Source organism: Gordonia sp. BP-119, assembly GCF_016924115.1.
In the GTDB taxonomy this organism is placed as follows: Bacteria; Actinomycetota; Actinomycetes; order Mycobacteriales; family Mycobacteriaceae; genus Gordonia; species Gordonia hongkongensis.
Genome location: NZ_JAFFZF010000013.1, coordinates 1 through 15936 on the forward strand (window position 1 = coordinate 1; position 15936 = coordinate 15936).

Annotated in this window: 12 protein-coding genes, 1 tRNA gene and 1 rRNA gene; 6 read left to right on the forward strand and 8 right to left on the reverse strand. The window is 67.3% G+C overall.

Annotated features, from left to right (window positions below; translation table 11 throughout):
- Together JW364_RS09860 and JW364_RS09865 are read right to left on the reverse strand one after the other, a co-directional pair.
- Nucleotides 1-123: ribosomal RNA gene (locus JW364_RS09860) — 16S ribosomal RNA — on the reverse strand; the annotation flags it as partial.
- Nucleotides 124-914: 791 nt separating this feature from the next.
- Nucleotides 915-991: transfer RNA gene (locus tag JW364_RS09865), tRNA-Met, on the reverse strand.
- A 218-nt stretch (nucleotides 992-1209) separates the two neighbouring features.
- Between JW364_RS09865 and JW364_RS09870 the strand changes: the two genes are divergently transcribed.
- Nucleotides 1210-1494 carry a hypothetical protein gene (locus tag JW364_RS09870; RefSeq protein WP_058251883.1) on the forward strand — a complete coding sequence of 95 codons (285 nt, stop codon included), beginning with the start codon at nucleotides 1210-1212 and terminating at the stop codon, nucleotides 1492-1494.
- Between the two features lie 43 nt (nucleotides 1495-1537).
- Here JW364_RS09870 and JW364_RS09875 read toward each other — a convergent pair whose 3' ends face one another.
- On the reverse strand, nucleotides 1538-4495 hold the full coding sequence (locus JW364_RS09875) for a UPF0182 family protein (protein WP_238994920.1): 2958 nt from the start codon (nucleotides 4493-4495) through the stop codon (nucleotides 1538-1540).
- Nucleotides 4496-4715: 220 nt separating this feature from the next.
- On the opposite strand from JW364_RS09875, the gene JW364_RS09880 reads away from it, so the two are divergent.
- Nucleotides 4716-5261, forward strand: coding sequence for a PPA1309 family protein (locus JW364_RS09880; RefSeq protein ID WP_065631883.1), 546 nt, complete (start codon nucleotides 4716-4718; stop codon nucleotides 5259-5261).
- A gap of 20 nt (nucleotides 5262-5281) precedes the next feature.
- Here the strand turns inward: JW364_RS09880 and JW364_RS09885 are convergent, their stop codons facing one another.
- Nucleotides 5282-6346 carry a PDZ domain-containing protein gene (locus tag JW364_RS09885; RefSeq protein WP_205333205.1) on the reverse strand — a complete coding sequence of 355 codons (1065 nt, stop codon included), beginning with the start codon at nucleotides 6344-6346 and terminating at the stop codon, nucleotides 5282-5284.
- A gap of 123 nt (nucleotides 6347-6469) precedes the next feature.
- Between JW364_RS09885 and JW364_RS09890 the strand changes: the two genes are divergently transcribed.
- The 3 genes from JW364_RS09890 to JW364_RS09900 all read left to right on the forward strand — a co-directional run bounded on the left by JW364_RS09890 (nucleotide 6470) and on the right by JW364_RS09900 (nucleotide 10304).
- Nucleotides 6470-7942, forward strand: coding sequence for a zinc-dependent metalloprotease (locus tag JW364_RS09890; RefSeq protein WP_058251886.1), 1473 nt, complete (start codon nucleotides 6470-6472; stop codon nucleotides 7940-7942).
- Between the two features lie 88 nt (nucleotides 7943-8030).
- Nucleotides 8031-8972, forward strand: a complete 942-nt coding sequence (locus JW364_RS09895; RefSeq protein WP_091344360.1) for a hypothetical protein — start codon at nucleotides 8031-8033, stop codon at nucleotides 8970-8972.
- Nucleotides 8973-8987: 15 nt separating this feature from the next.
- The gene (locus tag JW364_RS09900) at nucleotides 8988-10304 is read left to right on the forward strand and encodes an AarF/ABC1/UbiB kinase family protein (RefSeq protein WP_068970010.1); all 1317 of its coding nucleotides are present in this window, start codon (nucleotides 8988-8990) and stop codon (nucleotides 10302-10304) included.
- Between the two features lie 63 nt (nucleotides 10305-10367).
- Here the strand turns inward: JW364_RS09900 and JW364_RS09905 are convergent, their stop codons facing one another.
- Complete coding sequence (locus JW364_RS09905; protein WP_068970011.1) at nucleotides 10368-10658, reverse strand: WhiB family transcriptional regulator; 291 nt, start codon at nucleotides 10656-10658, stop codon at nucleotides 10368-10370.
- A gap of 611 nt (nucleotides 10659-11269) precedes the next feature.
- Entirely contained in the window at nucleotides 11270-13417 is a 2148-nt protein-coding gene (locus tag JW364_RS09910) for an ATP-dependent helicase (protein ID WP_165629759.1), read from the reverse strand.
- An 81-nt stretch (nucleotides 13418-13498) separates the two neighbouring features.
- Between JW364_RS09910 and JW364_RS09915 the strand changes: the two genes are divergently transcribed.
- Nucleotides 13499-13783, forward strand: a complete 285-nt coding sequence (locus tag JW364_RS09915) for a mycoredoxin (RefSeq protein WP_058251890.1) — start codon at nucleotides 13499-13501, stop codon at nucleotides 13781-13783.
- A gap of 42 nt (nucleotides 13784-13825) precedes the next feature.
- On the opposite strand, the gene nudC is transcribed toward JW364_RS09915, so the two are convergent.
- Nucleotides 13826-14749 carry an NAD(+) diphosphatase gene (nudC, locus tag JW364_RS09920; protein WP_240198905.1) on the reverse strand — a complete coding sequence of 308 codons (924 nt, stop codon included), beginning with the start codon at nucleotides 14747-14749 and terminating at the stop codon, nucleotides 13826-13828.
- Nucleotides 14750-14792: 43 nt separating this feature from the next.
- Nucleotides 14793-15863, reverse strand: coding sequence for a TrkA family potassium uptake protein (locus JW364_RS09925; protein WP_058252009.1), 1071 nt, complete (start codon nucleotides 15861-15863; stop codon nucleotides 14793-14795).
- Nucleotides 15864-15936: the final 73 nt, after the last annotated feature.

A 15936-nucleotide genomic window follows, 5' to 3' on the forward strand; every position in this document is an offset into this window, starting at 1 on the left:
ACCCACGTGTTACTCACCCGTTCGCCACTCGAGTACCCAGCAAGCTGGGCCTTTCCGTTCGACTTGCATGTGTTAAGCACGCCGCCAGCGTTCGTCCTGAGCCAGGATCAAACTCTCCATGAAAAAACAGTGAAACAAAACCAACCCCAAAAAAGGCCGGCGTTTCAACACAATCAGGAAAGCACAACCTGACCAAAATAAACCTAGCAAAATGTGACACCCAGGACGGGGCCCGAACGTCACACAACAAACAAACATCTACATCCACAAAGATGCACGATGCTAAATTGGCATCAGACAATTCATCATCACACTATCGAGTTCTCAAAGAACACACACCCACCAGCTACCCACCCCAAATCAGGGCTCTCACCAGCACACTTCGCATTCAACCTTGCCAGCCACCCCGTCTCCGGGGCAACTCTTCCAGCCTACCAGACCCATCCCGCAGCCCGCAACCCCGAAGAATTCCGAACCACTGAGAGACCCAGCAACCCCAAACACTCTACCCAAGCCACAACGACTCAAGCCAAAACATTCAGGGGCGGCCAGCCAAGAAACCCGGTCTCCACTCCCCACCATCAGACCCTCTCAGGCCCTTCCGGGGCGGCGCCGTGGCTCGCTGACTCGACATAAGTTACGCACCGCCGCACCCGCCGTCAAATCGCCTGGTCAGAGTGGGTACGACGCTCGATGCGACGACCTGGGAGTGCAGACTTCGCAGCCTGTTCGGTCGGCAAGCCGGCGGCGACGGTGCCACGGGGACCGACCAGAGCGGATGATCCGCCCGCCGATGCGGCCGCATCCGGGCCTGCCCGGTTGGGTTCTCGAATCGTCGGGCTTGTCCCGCCTCAGACAGGACCGCACATAGCAAGAACCCCCGCCCGGGTGTCCCGGGCGGGGGTTCTTGGTGTTGGTAGCGGGGACAGGATTTGAACCTGCGACCTCTGGGTTATGAGCCCAGCGAGCTACCGAGCTGCTCCACCCCGCGTTGGTGAACACAACGTTACACACCGGTTTGTCAGCGATGCAAATCGGTACTTCAACCCCATCCGACCTGGGAAAACGTCAGTGACGGCGGTCACTCGCACCTCGATAACGGCAGGTGACGTGACGACCCGGACAGCCCGCCCGTCGCCGCTGTGAAATGTGATGCCAGTCACATCAGGCGTACACTCGGCTCACGAGACGCCCCGCCGAGGAGGAACCATGAACACCCACCGCTTCCACCACGAGAGCCACGGGAACCATCCGATGAGTTTCGTCGGGTTCGTCTTGGCACTGACCGGATTCGCCATGGCCGCGCTCTGGCTGGTCCACATGGCGGTCGGGAATGTCGGCCCCGCGATCATCTGCGGCCTGCTGATGGTCGCGGCTTTCACGACGGCGGTGTCGATCTTCTTCTCGCTGGGCCACCGGCACCACCACAGCCCGGTGCTCCCCGACAACACCCCCAACGAAACCGAGCGCTACCTGCGGAAATACCGCGGATAGCGGTATGACTCGCAGATAGCGCCCGGCCTGGGTCGTCGTTCGACTAGTTGGGAGCCGCCAGCGACTCGTAGCGGGCAACCGCCTGACTCAGCTGGTCGAGTGCCTCGCCGTACGCTGCGAAGTCGCCACTCTGCTGAGCCTGGCGTAGCGCCGTGATCGCGTCACTGATGGCGTTTGCCGCGTCGTCCCGCTCCGGCGAATCACCTTGCTGCGGAGGTTGATTCGGTGCCGGCGTGGCCGGTGCCGGCGTTCCGGCCTGGTCCGGCGCGGGCGGTGCCTGCTGATCGCCGGGGACCACTCCGGCAGCGGGCGTGATGCCGACCTGCCGCAGAGCCTCGCGGGTCGTGGGTGCATAACCGATCCCGGATACCCGGTCTGCCGATTCGAACCTCGTGATCACACGGAACAGACGGGGGAAGGCCTCTTCGCCCTGGGCCTGTGCGTACAACGGGACGACGTACAGGATGCCGTTGTCACCCACCGGAAGCGTGAGGAGATTACCGAAGGTCACCGTCGCCGTGTTCTCGAGCGACTTCAGTGATTCCGCCACCGTTCGGTCGGTGCGCATCGGGTTGAACGCCTGCTGCGGACCGGACCGTTGGGAGTTGCTGGGCAACTGCTTGACCGTCATCTGACCGTAGTTCTCGGGATTCGACGACACGGTCACATAGGCGCCCAGGATCGGTCGGTTGAGTCGCGTCAGCACCGAGGTCAGCTGGAACGTCGGCTCACCGCTCTCCGGGTCCGAGGCCACGAAGTAGTACGGGGGCTGGTCCAGCCCGCGCTGCTCGGCGTCCGGGTCCGTCGGATCGGAGGGCACCGACCAGAAGTCGCTCGCCTGGAAGAACGTCTGGGGCGAATCGACGTGGTAGCGGGTCAGCAGCGACCGCTGGATCTTGAAGATGTCCTCGGGGTAGCGGACGTGATCCCGCAGGGAGGTCTGCGCGTCGAAGTCGGCGCGGGACTTGACCGTGTCGGGGAAGACCTCCATCCACGTCTTCAGCACCGGGTCATCGGTGTCGAACTGATACAGCTCGACCTCGCCGGTGTAGGCATCGACGGTCGCCTTCACCGAGTTGCGCACGTAGGACACGGTCTTGTTGATCTGCGTCCGGCCGGTCTGCCCCGGGTTGAGGTCCTGGGCGTCGGCGGTCGCGCTCTGCAACGACGTGGGCTGCGAGTACGGGTAGTCGTCGAGGGTGGTGTAACCGTCGACGATCCACTTGATCGAGCCGTCCTCCATCACCGCGGGGTACGTCTTCGAATCGACCGTCAGCCACGGTGCGACCTGTTCGACGCGGTCCCGGGGATCGCGGTTGTAGATGATCTTCGATGCCGAGTTGATCTCGCCCGACAGCAGGAAGTTCCGCTCGGCGTACTTGCCGGCATAGAGGACTCGGGAGAACCAGTTGCCGAGCGAGACTCCCGCCGGCCCCTGGTAGGTGTACTTGTCGTCCCCGATGTCGTGTTCCCGAGCCTGCCCGTCGTCGGAACCGACGATCGCGTAATCCGGGTCGATCTTCGCGAGCAGCTCGCCGAAGTAGATCCGCGGCTGTGACACCTTGATCGGGGCGTCCCGCTTGTACTCCTCGGTCTGGTAGTTCGAGGTGTCGCTGACGTAGTAGAACGGATCGCCGCCACCGTCGACGTTGTTGACGTCCGTCGACTCCTTCACCCGGTTGGCCGGGGCGGCGACGAACCCGTCTCCGTGGGTGTACACCAGGTGCTTGTTCAGCCAGTTCTGCTGGTTTTCGAGATAGCGACTCGGATCGAGCTCGCGCACCGACACCACGAAATCACGGAGCTCGCCGTCGATGCGATAGCGGTCGACCGCCAGCTGCGTCGGGAATCCGTAGAAGTTCTGCCGCTGCTGCTGCTGGATGAACGTCGGGGACACCACATTCGGGTCCAGGATCCGGACGTTCGACAGCGTCGGTTCATCGCTGTTCACCAGCGCCGGGTTTGCCGGCCCGGCGGTCCAGCCCGGCTGGGTGATGACCTTGTCCGGCCCGATGCCGTACGCCTCGCGGGTCGAGGTGATCGCGCGTTCTATGTACTCGGCTTCCTTCTGCGCGGCATTCGGCTTGACCGAGAACTGCTCCATCGTCAGCGGCCAGCCGACCCCGATGAGCAACGCGGAGAACAACATCAAGACGGTGGCCAGTGCCGGCACCCGCAGGTCGCGGAGCACGATCCCGGCGAAGAACGCCACCGCACAGATGATCGCGATCGCCATCAGGATGAGCTTCGACGGCAGCACCGCGTTGATGTCCGTGTAACTCGCCCCCGGGAAGATCTCGGCCTTCCGCTGACTGGACAGCAGAGTGTACCGGTCGAGCCAATAAGCGGCCGCTTTCAGCAGCAGGAAGGTGCCCGCCAGCACCGCGAGCTGAATGCGTGCCGCGGTCGTGACCGAACCACCGCCTTGCCCCAGGCGGATACCTCCGAACAGGTAGTGCGTGACCAGGTTCGCCAGGAACGCCACCACGACCACGACGAACAGCAGGTTGAGCACGAAGCGGAAGAACGGCAGGTCGAAGGCATAGAACCCGATGTCGAGATTGAACTGAGGGTCTGTCCGACCGAACGACTGACCATGCAGGAACATCTGGACGGTCGCCCAGGACCCTTGCGCGACCAGGCCGGCCAGGGCGCCGATGATCACCGCCGGGACGATGGCGAACCAGCGGACCTTGCCCATGATGGCCGTGCGGTACCGGGCGAGCGGATCGTTCGGGCCCGCGGTCGGTACGAACACCGGGCGACTGCGGTACGCCAGGGAGACCGCCCCGAAGATGATGAGTCCGACGACGATCGTCGTGATCAGGAAGAGGATCACGCGCGTCCAGATCACCTTGGTGAAGACGCTCGAATACCCGACGTCGGAGAACCAGAGCCAGTCGGTCGCGAGACCGATCAGGCGTGGCCCGACGAGCAACAGCACCAGGACGGCCACGCCGAGCCCGATGATGATCTTGCTCCTGCGTGACAGTGTCGGCATTCCCGCCGGCCCTCGGACGCCCACCAGACCCACTCTCCAAAGCTCTCAATCCGGACACCACCCGCGCACACGTGCCTGCTGGGCGTGGTGCCCACTGTACTGGCACCACCCGGGTGACCAACTCACTCGGGGCGCCCGCTCAACGATCGCCACACCTCAGCGGTTCCCTGGCGGCGTCGCAGACTCGCGGTCGCACCGCGATCCGGGGCAGGATGAGCACGTGCCCGACCTCCCGACGACCCCACGCGCCTTCTCCACCGACGATCTCGGCAGCGCGTTGAACGAGATCATGGAACACCTCGACTCCCGTGGCTGGGGTCAGTCACCGTCCGTGTTCGCGCTGGCGCCGACCGCCCTCCTCCACGCACAGCTTCCCGAGGTGATCGCCGACGACGGTTCGGTGTTCACCCCGGTGGAGGAAGACGTCGACGACCTCGACGAGTTCCTCGCCTCGGCGGTCTGGCCAGAGGAGGTCGCCGGGGCGGCGGTGAGTATGGAGATCGTCATCGCCGATCCCGAAGACGACGACGACCGGACGCCCCGCTTCGAGGTCACCGACACCGGCGATCACCATCCGGGCGAGGAGGTTGCGCGGCTGGTGGTCGGGGTGCTGCGCACCGGCGCCGATCTCGCGCTGATGCGTCTTCGACCCGAACCCGACGGGGAACCCGAACTGCTGACCCACCCGCAACTGGCACTCGAACTGCGGGCCGCGCTGCGCGACACCTTCGCTCCCGATCTACCGGAGTCGTCCGACCGGGGCTGACGCGGCAGTCCTGGCAAGCCTCAGCAGCTCGGCGCCGGACGGCCCGCGCCGACCGCGTTCAGCGCGTCGACAGCGCCCTCGAGAGTGTCGACCTTCACCAGCTTCAATCCGTCCGGTCGCTCCGAGACCGCCTCGGCACAGTTGCGGGCCGGGACCAGGAAGACCGTCGCGCCGGCGTCGCGGGCGGCCCGGGTCTTGTGCGTGATCCCGCCGATGGGACCGACAACCCCCTCATCGGTGATCGTGCCGGTGCCCGCGATGAACTTGCCGGAGGTCAGCTCGCCGGGACTCAGCTGGTCGATGACCGCGAGTGCCAGCATCATCCCCGCCGACGGTCCCCCGATGTCCCCCACGTTGTAGGTGACCTCGAGGCGCGGATCGGCATCGACCACCTCCGGAACGACGCCCAGATACCCGGCCTCGGAGTCGGCCGGATGCGTGCCGAGGGTCACCGACACGGTTTGCCGGGCACCGGCGCGGACGATCTCGATGGGCAGGACGGTCCCCGGCGGATTGTCGCCGACGACCTTCCGCAGCTGTTCACCCGTTTCCACCGGCACGCCGCCGGCCGCCACGACCTCGTCGCCGGCGCGCAGCACGTCGACCGCGGGCCCGTCGGGTGCGACGCTCGCGATGCGCAACGCGGTGGGACGATCGAGGTAACGGAGCGCGGCGACCGTCGCGTTCTCCTCTGACCCCGTCATCTGCTGCGCGTTCTCCTCCTGAACCTGCTCGGTGGTGCGGTCGGGCGGATAGACCTGGTCGCGCGGCGTCAGCGAGTAGGTGCCCGACACCCACATGCCCAGGGCGTCGAACAGCGAGATCCCGTCCCGCACCGAGACGGTGGTGAGGTTGAGGTGGCCGGTCGTCGGATCGGTCGGCGCACCGTCGATCTGCACGACCTTGCGCTCCACCACCGCCCCGTCGTCCTCCACCTTCGTCGTACCGAGGGTGTTGAGCGTGGGTCCGGGCCCGAGCGCGGCGTAGGGCACCTGCACCTGCGTGCCGAGCACCAGCAACGCCAGCAGGACCACGGTGGAGACCGCGGCCGCGGCGATTCTCCGGAATCGGGGGCTCGAACTCATTCCGCACACGATAGTGCCCCGCAGCGACCACGAGCCGGCTGCGCCGGCGACCATGAGCCGGCTACGCGCAGGGCGAACAGTCGTCGCCGTTTGCGGGCCTCACCGGGCGGTACGGTGGAACCCATGAGTGATCTGCCCTTCGGCTTCTCGTCGTCCGGTGACGGCGATGACGACCGCGACAAGAACAGCGGTGACAAGAACAAGCCGGGCGACAATCCCGGTGGCAACCCGTTCGGCGGGGCCAACCCGTTCGGATTCGGGGGCGGGCAGGGGTTCGGCGGCGGTCCCGGCGGCGACTTCGACCCCTCGAAGTTCGATCCCAACATGATCGGCCAGATGTTCTCGCAACTGGGCAACATGTTCAGCGGTATGGGCGCGGGCATGGCGGGCGGCGGAAACGGTCCGGTGAACTACTCGGTCGCGACCAATCTCGCCCGGCAGCAGATCGGTTCGTTCACCCCGATCCTCGAGAAGGAGATCTCGGCCTCGGCCGACGCGGTCCGGCTCGCCGACGTCTGGCTCGACGACGCGACGAATTTCCCCAGCGGCGTCACCCAGACGGTGGCGTGGACACCGGTCCAATGGCTCGAGGAGTCGATGGACACGTGGAAGGGTTTGTGCGACCCGGTCGCCGAGCAGCTGGCCCGAACCTGGCAGGACAACCTCCCCGCCGAGGCGGCCCAGTTCGCCGGCCCGATGATCGGGATGCTGACCCAGATGAGCGGCATGGCGTTCGGCACCCAGCTCGGCCAGGGGCTCGGTCAGCTCGCCAAGGAGGTGCTGACGTCGACCGACGTCGGGCTGCCGCTGGCGCCCGAGGGGATCGCCGTCCTGCTCCCCGAGGCGATCGCCAAGTTCGCCGAGGGTCTGGAGCAGCCGGCGCAGGAGATCATCGTCTTCCTCGCCGCGCGCGAGGCCGCCCATGTGCGCCTGTTCACCCACGTCGGCTGGCTGCGTCAGCGGTTGCTGACCACCGTCGAGGAATACGCCCGCGGCATCAGTATCGATTTCAGCGGTATCACCGACGCCACCGCCGGGATCGACCCGACCCAATTGCTCTCCGACCCTTCGAAACTCGAGGAGATCATCAGTTCATCGACGTCGTTCGAGCCGACCACGACACCTGAGCAGAAAGCGGCCCTCGGCCGTCTCGAGACCCTCCTCGCCCTGATCGAGGGCTGGGTGGAGCAGGTCGTGACCCGAGCGCTCGGCGACCGGATCCCGAGTACCGGGGCACTCACCGAGACCATGCGACGTCGGCGCGCGTCGGGCGGGCCGGCCGAGCAGACATTCGCAACCCTCGTCGGTCTCGAGCTTCGGCCCCGCAAGGTCCGCGAGGCGTCGGAGCTGTGGCGCCGCGCGCTGGAGGCCACCGACGTCGCGACCAGGGACGGCGTGTGGGCACACCCTGATCTGCTGCCGGATGCCGACGACCTCGACAACCCTGCGGGTTTCATCGACCGGCTCCTGGGCGGCGACGACCTCGACGACCCGATCGCCCAGCTCGAGAAGACCATCGCCGAGGAGAAGGCGCGCGACGCCACCGACGAGTCCCGTAACGATGACGGCGGCGAATCGGCACGAGGCGGATCGTAGGAATCCACACCACCGGTGGAACACGCCATGCTGTGGATAACCTGCTCGCCGAGCGCCCGCGACGGCGTTCGGCTGGCAGAGTTGCCGCATGTCGCCAGCCCGGACGAGTTCCAGCGCCATCTCGGTGTCCCCCTGCGCTGTTCCGCCCGCGGTCCCGCGGCTGCTCCCGGGGACGCCCGTCATCGTCCAGCCGGGCAACTCGGTCCGCGTGGGCATCGATCCGGCCGACAGCCTGCTCCTCGACTTCGACGCCTCGGTGTCGGCGTATTCCGTCGCCGGGCTGCTTCGATCGTTGGAGGATCCGTGCACGGCGGACACCTTCGCTCGCCGCGCCCGACGGGCCGGCCTCCACGACGACGACCTCGATCTGGTCCTGAGCAGTCTGGTGTCGGCCGGCCGAGCGGTTGTCGACCGCCCGCCCACGGCCGCGGAGTTCCACATCCTGATCCATGGCCAGGGGCCGATCAGCGAACAGCTGTCGAATTCGTTGCGCAGCATGGGTTTGTCAGCTCGACGGACGATGCGGCGGCTACCCGACGGGACGCTCGATGCCGTCGACACCGACCTGGTGATCCTGACCGACTTCGTCGTCCACGATCCGCGGGTGGTGTTCGCACTGACCCGGGCCCGGATACCCCATCTGCTGGTCCGGGTCCGCGACGGGGTGGGCATCGTCGGCCCGCTGGTGCTCCCCGGACTGTCGAGTTGCCTCATGTGCGCGGACCGTCACCGGTCCGACGCGGACCCGGACTGGCCGGCCCTGGCCGTCCAGCTGATCCGGACGTCGGGTCAGGCGAGCCCGGCCGTGGTGGCGATGACCGCCGCGATGGCCCACTCGCAGATCGAGCAATTGGTGGAGGCCGTACGCGACCGGCCGCATGTGGAGCCACGACCCGATCCGCAGCTGCTCGACCATGTGTTGGAATTCCGAGATGACCCGACGCGGCTGGACATCAGACAATGGTCGCCGCACCCGGCCTGCGATTGTCGTCCCGCACCGGATCAGCAAGCCAGGTCGTCTATTGTGTGACGCGGAAAGGATGCTATGACCGACATCACCAAAGGACAGGGTCGCCGCAACGCGAAACTGGCCTCTCTTCCGATCGGTATGGCCGGGCGGGCTGCTGCCGGTTTCGGCAAGCGCATGGTCGGAAGGGACAAGGACGAGGTCAACCAGGAGCTCCTGGAGAAGTCCGCCGAACAACTGTTCGCCGTTCTCGGCGAACTCAAGGGCGGCGCCATGAAGGTCGGGCAGGCGCTCTCGATCATGGAAGCCGCGATCCCCGACGAGTTCGGCGAGCCGTTCCGCGAAGCGCTCACCAAGTTGCAGGCCGACGCCCCGCCCATGCCGGCCGCGAAGGTCCACAAGGTGCTCGACCAGCAGCTCGGCACCCGGTGGCGCGAGCGTTTCCGGGAATTCTCCGACGAGCCCGCGGCATCGGCGTCGATCGGACAAGTACACAAAGGAATTTGGTCGGACGGCCGTGAGGTCGCGGTCAAGGTCCAGTACCCCGGGGCCGACCACGCACTGAAGGCCGATCTGAAGACCCTGTCCCGCATGTCCGGACTCCTGCAGCGCCTGTCCCCCGGCACCGACGTCAAGGCGATGATGGACGAACTCATCGACCGGACCGAGGCCGAGCTCGATTACCTCGGCGAGGCCGACAATCAGCGCGCCTTCGCCAAGGCCTACGACGGCCATCCCGACTTCCTCATCCCCAAGGTCGTCGCGAGTGCACCCAAGGTCGTCGTCTCGGAGTGGGTCGACGGCGTCCCGCTGTCGAAGATCATCACCACCGGGGACCAGCAGACCCGCGACGACGCCGCCGCGAAGATGGCCGAATTCGAGGTCGGCTCGCCGTACCGGGTCGGACTCCTCCACGGCGATCCGCATCCGGGCAACTTCTTCCGGGCCACCGACGGGCGGTTCGGCGTACTCGACTTCGGTGCGGTCGGCCACTATCCGGAAGGCCTCCCGCCCGAGACCGGACCGATTCTCCGTCTGGCGCGGGACAAGAAGTACGACGAACTCAAAGAACTCATGATCTCCGCCGAGTTCATCCGCCCGTCCCACGCGAACAAGGTGACGAGTGCCGACCTCGAGGCCTACCTGCGTCCCTACGTCGATCCGCTCTACAGCGAGTCGTTCCACTTCACCCGGAAGTGGATGCAGCGGGCCGCGGGCAAGGCCACCGATGTTCGCGGCGAGGTGTACAAGACGTCACGAAACCTGAACGTGCCCAAGCGTTTCGTGATGGTCTTCCGCGTACTCGGGGGCTGCGTCGGCATCGCCTCGCAGCTCGAGGCGCATGCCCCGTACCGGGCCATCATGGAGGAGTGGGTCCCCGGCCTGGGCGACTGACACCACCTCGCAGACACGACACCGACGCCGCGAGCATTTCTGCTCGCGGCGTCGGTTTTGTTGTCATGCAACGTTCTTACGCGGGCGACCGCGGGGACGCTTGCGTGCGATGACGGCTCCGCGCTCGAAGATCTCGCCTCCCCAGACCCCCCAGGGCTCGGATCGATCGAGTGCGGCCTGCAGGCACTGGGCCCGCAACGGGCATTCGGCGCACATGGCCTTGGCACGCTCGAGGTCACGGGGGTCTTCGGCGAACCACAGATCTGCGTCGGCGATCTGGCAGGGCAGGTCGAGCCGGGCGGTCGCTGCGCGGTCCGCCGACATACAGGACTCGAGGACGCATTCGACAGTCATTGGTTTCTCCACATCTGCTCGTTTGGGGTGTTGAACCCGAGTCCTCGATGTGGCTCTGTGTCCGAGACCCCTGGATCGGGGTGGAGATTCGGTGACAGAAAAAAGAGGGCCACGGGTGTCGCCTCTGCGATTCGCCCGTGGCCCGGAATGTCTCGGAGATCTAACTCCGGGAACTTCGGAACAGAACGGGGAACCGACGCGGCGCGGGTGCTACTGCTGCTGCGGGCGGTGCGATTCGCGCGACGCGCGCTTCGGCTGCCAGGTGCAGGGCCGCCGCCGGGACGGCGACCGGGCGTGCAAAGCTCGTGCACGCTCGGGCGACCGGCATCCAGGAGCGGGTGCGACCGGTACGCGCGATGGCGGGCTGATTCGGCTTCAGCGCATGCAATTTCGGCGCATACGTGTCGGCTGCTCTCAGGTTCGCCGCAGACTGGCAGATGCCGGCCTGGCTCACGGTGATTCCGTTCACTGATCCACTCCCTTCTGGTCTCGTGGCTTTCCGCGTTCGTGTCGGTCGTCGGTGACTGTGGCGGGCCGGTGTGACGGACGCACACAACCCATCCCCGTACTGACGGGACTCAGAGTAGACGCTGGGCCGAAACCCGCACAACCTATTTTTGACCTGCGGTTTCGACGAGTTCGATGATCTCGGCGCCGTACTCGTCGACCTTCTTCGCCCCGATTCCCGAGATCGCCACCAGCGCAGCGGTATCGGTCGGTCGTTGCTCGGCGATCGCGGTGAGGGTCTTGTCGGAGAAGACGACGAAGGCCGGCACCTTTTTCTCGTGGGCCCGCTCGCGACGCCACTCCTTGAGCGAGACCAGCAGTCCTTCGTCCAGATCCGACGGGCACCCGGCGCAGCGACCGAGCAGCGTCGCGGTCGAATCCATCAACCGGGAACCGCAGACCCGGCAGGTCGGTCCGCGGCGGGGCGCGCGCTCCTTCGCGATCGGCGACGCGGGCGAGTCGTCGGGCACGAGGTCGGCGAGGAACCGCGAGCGACGCCGGGCACGGCCGCCCTCGTTGCGGGCCAGGGCCCACGACAGGTGCAGGTGCTCGCGGGCACGCGTCACTCCGACATAGAACAGTCGCCGCTCTTCCTCGACCTCTTCCCAGGACCCCTTGATCGCCTGGCTGATGGGCAGCGACCCGTCGGTGAGTCCGACGAGGAACACCGCATCCCACTCGAGTCCCTTGGCCGCGTGCAGCGACGACAACGTCACGCCCTGCACCGTCGGGGGATGGCGCGCCTCGGCGCGGGCGGCGAGTTCGGCCGACAGTTGCGGCAGCGTCAGTTCCGGGTTCTCGGCGACCATGTCCTCGGTCAGCTGGACCAGCGCTTTCAGTGATTCCCACCGGCTGCGCGCCTGCGCACCGGACGGCTGCTCCTCGCTGAGACCCAGCTCGCCCAGCACCGCGCGCACGACGTCGAGGAGCTCCACGTCGGGTCTGACCTCGCGGCCAGCGACCGTCGCGAGCTGCCGCATGGCCTGCCGGACCTCGGTGCGCGCGAAGAACGCCTCGCCGCCGCGCACCTGGTACGGGACGCCCACCTCGGTCAGGGCCTGCTCGTAGTTCTCGGACTGTGCGTTGACGCGGTACAGGATCGCGATCTCGGCGGGCGCGACCCCCGATCTGATGAGGTGTTTGATCTCGATGGCGATCGCCGTCGCGGCGGCGGGCTCGTCGTCGTACTCGGCGAACTGCGGCGCCGGCCCGGGCGGGCGCTGTCCGATGAGCTGCAGGCGGGTTCCTGCGATGCGCCCCCGGGCGGCGCCGATGACGCGGTTCGCCAGATCGACGACCTGCGGGGTGGACCGGTAGTCGCGCTCGAGACGGACGACCGTGGCCTCCGGGAACCGGCGACTGAAATCCAAGAGATGGTTCGGCGAGGCACCGGTGAACGTGTAGATCGTCTGGTTGGCGTCACCGACGACCGTCAGGTCGTCGCGTTCCCCGAGCCAGGCGTCCAGCAGACCCTGCTGCACCGGCGTCACGTCCTGGTACTCGTCGACGACGAAACACCGGTACCGCGAACGGAATTCGTCCGCGGCGCCCGGTTCGACGGTGAGGATCTGGGTCATGTAGATGAGCATGTCGTCGAAATCGAGCAACCGGTCCCCGTCGGGCGAGACCTTGGCGTCCTCGTAGTGCCCGTACACGGCCGCGACCTTCGGCGGCGGTGCCGGGGACTCGCGGCCGAGCCGGCCGACCGCCTCGACGTAGTTCTCCGGTGAGATCAGCGAGGCCTTGGCCCACTCGATCTCCGACGACAGGTCTCGCAGCGTGTCGGTCGAGGTGTCGAGGCCGGAGCGGCGAGCCGCCCGCGAGATGAGCGGGAACTTGTTGTCCAGGAGCTCCCACCGGGCGTCACCGAAGGCACGCGGCCAGAAGTACCGCAGCTGACGCATGGCGGCCGCGTGAAAGGTCTGGGCCGCGACGCTGCCCCCCGTACCGCCGACACCGAGACTGCGCAGGCGGGTGCGCATCTCGCCGGCGGCGCGGGCGGTGAAGGTGACCGCCAGGACCTGGCCGGGATTGACCTGGCCGGTGTCGACGAGGTGGGCGATGCGCCTGGTGATGGTCCGGGTCTTGCCCGTGCCCGCCCCGGCCAGCACGCACACCGGTCCGCGCGGCGCCAGGACTGCGGCGCTCTGCTCGGGGTCGAGTCCCTCGACCGCGCCGCCACTCGCCGACACCGCGGCACGACGCGGGGACTCGGGTTTCGCGGCAGAAGTCGGGTGAGGCACGGCGTCCACTATGTCACCAACCACCGACGCCGCCGGCAGGCGAACAACGCGGACGGGAACAGCAGGCCCGGACATGGTGTTATGGGACCCATGAGCAACGTGATCGACGACGAGGCCGGCGCCCGCACCTCCGACTCCGGTGAGCTGACCATGTACACCACGTCGTGGTGCGGCTTCTGCGCGCGCCTCAAGCGCGGCCTCAAGAGCAGCGGTATCAGCTGGCAGGAGATCGACATCGAGCTGAACCCGGACGCCGCCGAATTCGTGGGCAGCGTGAACGGCGGCAACCATGTCGTCCCGACTGTCCTCTATGCCGACGGCACCACCGCCACCAACCCGTCGATCGCCGACGTGAAGGCGAAGCTGGGCGTCTGAGTCCGGTCGGCCGGCGATGAGTCCAGCGCGACGGCGGCCGGTCTATCCGGCCGCCCAGGCCTCGATCATCGAACGAGCGATGGAGATCGATCCGGGGAGGCGCAGACGGTCGGCGTCGTCGGAACCCGGCGCCTCGGCGCGGGACCAGCCGTCGCCCCGAGCCAGCGCCGCCCGGACCTCGTCGCGGTGGAACCACTGCGCATCGCCGATCTCGCCGTCGAGGAACGCCAACTCGTCGGCCGGGTCGCCGAGTGCGGCGAATCCCAGCATCAGCGACCGCGGGAACGGCCACGGCTGACTGCCGAGGTAGCGCGGTTCCCGCACCCCGATCCCGACCTCTTCGTACACCTCGCGCAGGACGCACTGTTCGAGCGACTCCCCCGGCTCGACGAAGCCGGCCAGCGTCGAATACCAACCCTGCGGCCACACCGACTGGCGGCCGAGCAGGATGCGATCGGCGCCGTCGTGGACGACGGTGATGATCGCCGGGTCGGTCCGCGGGAACTCGTCGCGGCCGGAATCCACACTGCGCCGGACCCAACCACCGCGGGCCGGCCGGGTGACGGAACCGTCGACCGGTGAATGACTCGCGGTCGCATGCCAGTTCAGGATTCCCAGGGCGGTCGCGAGGAGCCCCGCCTCGTCGGCGGACAGTCGCGTCGCACCGCGTCGGGCGTCATCGGTCGGTCCGTCGATGTGGTCCACCCGGCGCGTCCACAGGTCGGCTCCACCGGCGCCGCCCGACCCGTCGAAGCCGAGGATCACCGCATCCCCCGGCGGCGCCTCGGCCACGGTCGGAGCCGCAACCCAGTGCAGCGCACCGGAATCGGTGACCGGGTAGCGGCCGGCCGCGTCGATCAACAGCACCTTGGCCGTCGGCCAGCCGGCGGCCATCCGCTCGGCGTCGTCGCGGATCGCGTCCGCCCGGTCGAACACCGCCCGCGACAGCAGCGGCGGCTGGGGCATGTCGAAATGCACGGTGACACGGCCTTTCTCGATGACGGAACGATCAGTCGTCGTTGGGGTTGGTGCGGACGTACAGCAGCCGGTCACCGACTTCGATCTGTTCGACCTCGCTGTCGTCGACGCGGTGCAGCACACCGTTCCGCACAACACCCAGGACGATGTCGCGGGTGTGGGCGGGCGATCCGCCGGTCTCGGTCGGGTCGACCTCGCGCTCGGCGATGGCGTAGCCGGCATCCGGGGTCAGGAGGTCCTCGATCACCTCGACCACCGACGGGGTCATCGTCGCGATCCCGAGGAGGCGGCCGGCGGTCTCCGACGACACCACCACCGAGTTGGCGCCGGACTGGCGCATCAGGTGGGTGTTCTCCGACTCCCGGATCGACGCGACGATCTTCGCCCGCGGATTGAGTTCGCGGGCGGTGAGCGTGGCGAGGACCGCGGTGTCGTCGCGGCTGGTGGCGACGACGATGCTGGCGGCGTGCGCGACACCGGCGAGGCGGAGCACATCCGACTTGGTGGCGTCGCCGCGCACGGTGACCAGCCCGTCGGAGGCGGCCGCCTCGAGCACGGTGGCGTCCGCGTCGACGACGACGATCTCGGAGGGCTTGATGCCGTCGCCCCGCATGGCGTCCACCGCGGTGCGGCCCTTGGTGCCGTAGCCGATGACCACGGTGTGATTGCGCACGGTATTCCTCCAACGCTGGATCTTGAGCGCCTGGCGCGACCGTTCGGTGAGCACCTCGAGGGTGGTACCGATCAGCACGATCAGGAACAGCACGCGCAACGGCGTGATGATGACGAGGTTGATGAAACGGGCGAACGGGGTGATCGGTGTGATGTCGCCGTAGCCGGTCGTGGAGAGGGTCACCGCGGAGTAGTAGAGCGCGTCCAGGTACGACAGCTCGTTGTCCTGGGCATCGCGATAGCCGGCGCGATCCAGCCAGACCACGACCGAGGTGAACAGCAGCGCCAGGGTCGCCCAGAAGACGCGCCGACCGATCGCCCGGCTCGGGCTCTGCTGGAGTTCGGGGATGCGGACGACGCCGACCAGTGCGTGGTCGGGCCGGTTGGCCAGCTCGGTACCGCCGAAGCGTCGGCGCAGACGGTTAGCCACCGGCACGCACGCGCACGTCGAGTTCGCTCACACGCTGCAATGTAGCCCACCTCGGGGCATCACAAGGCATGTG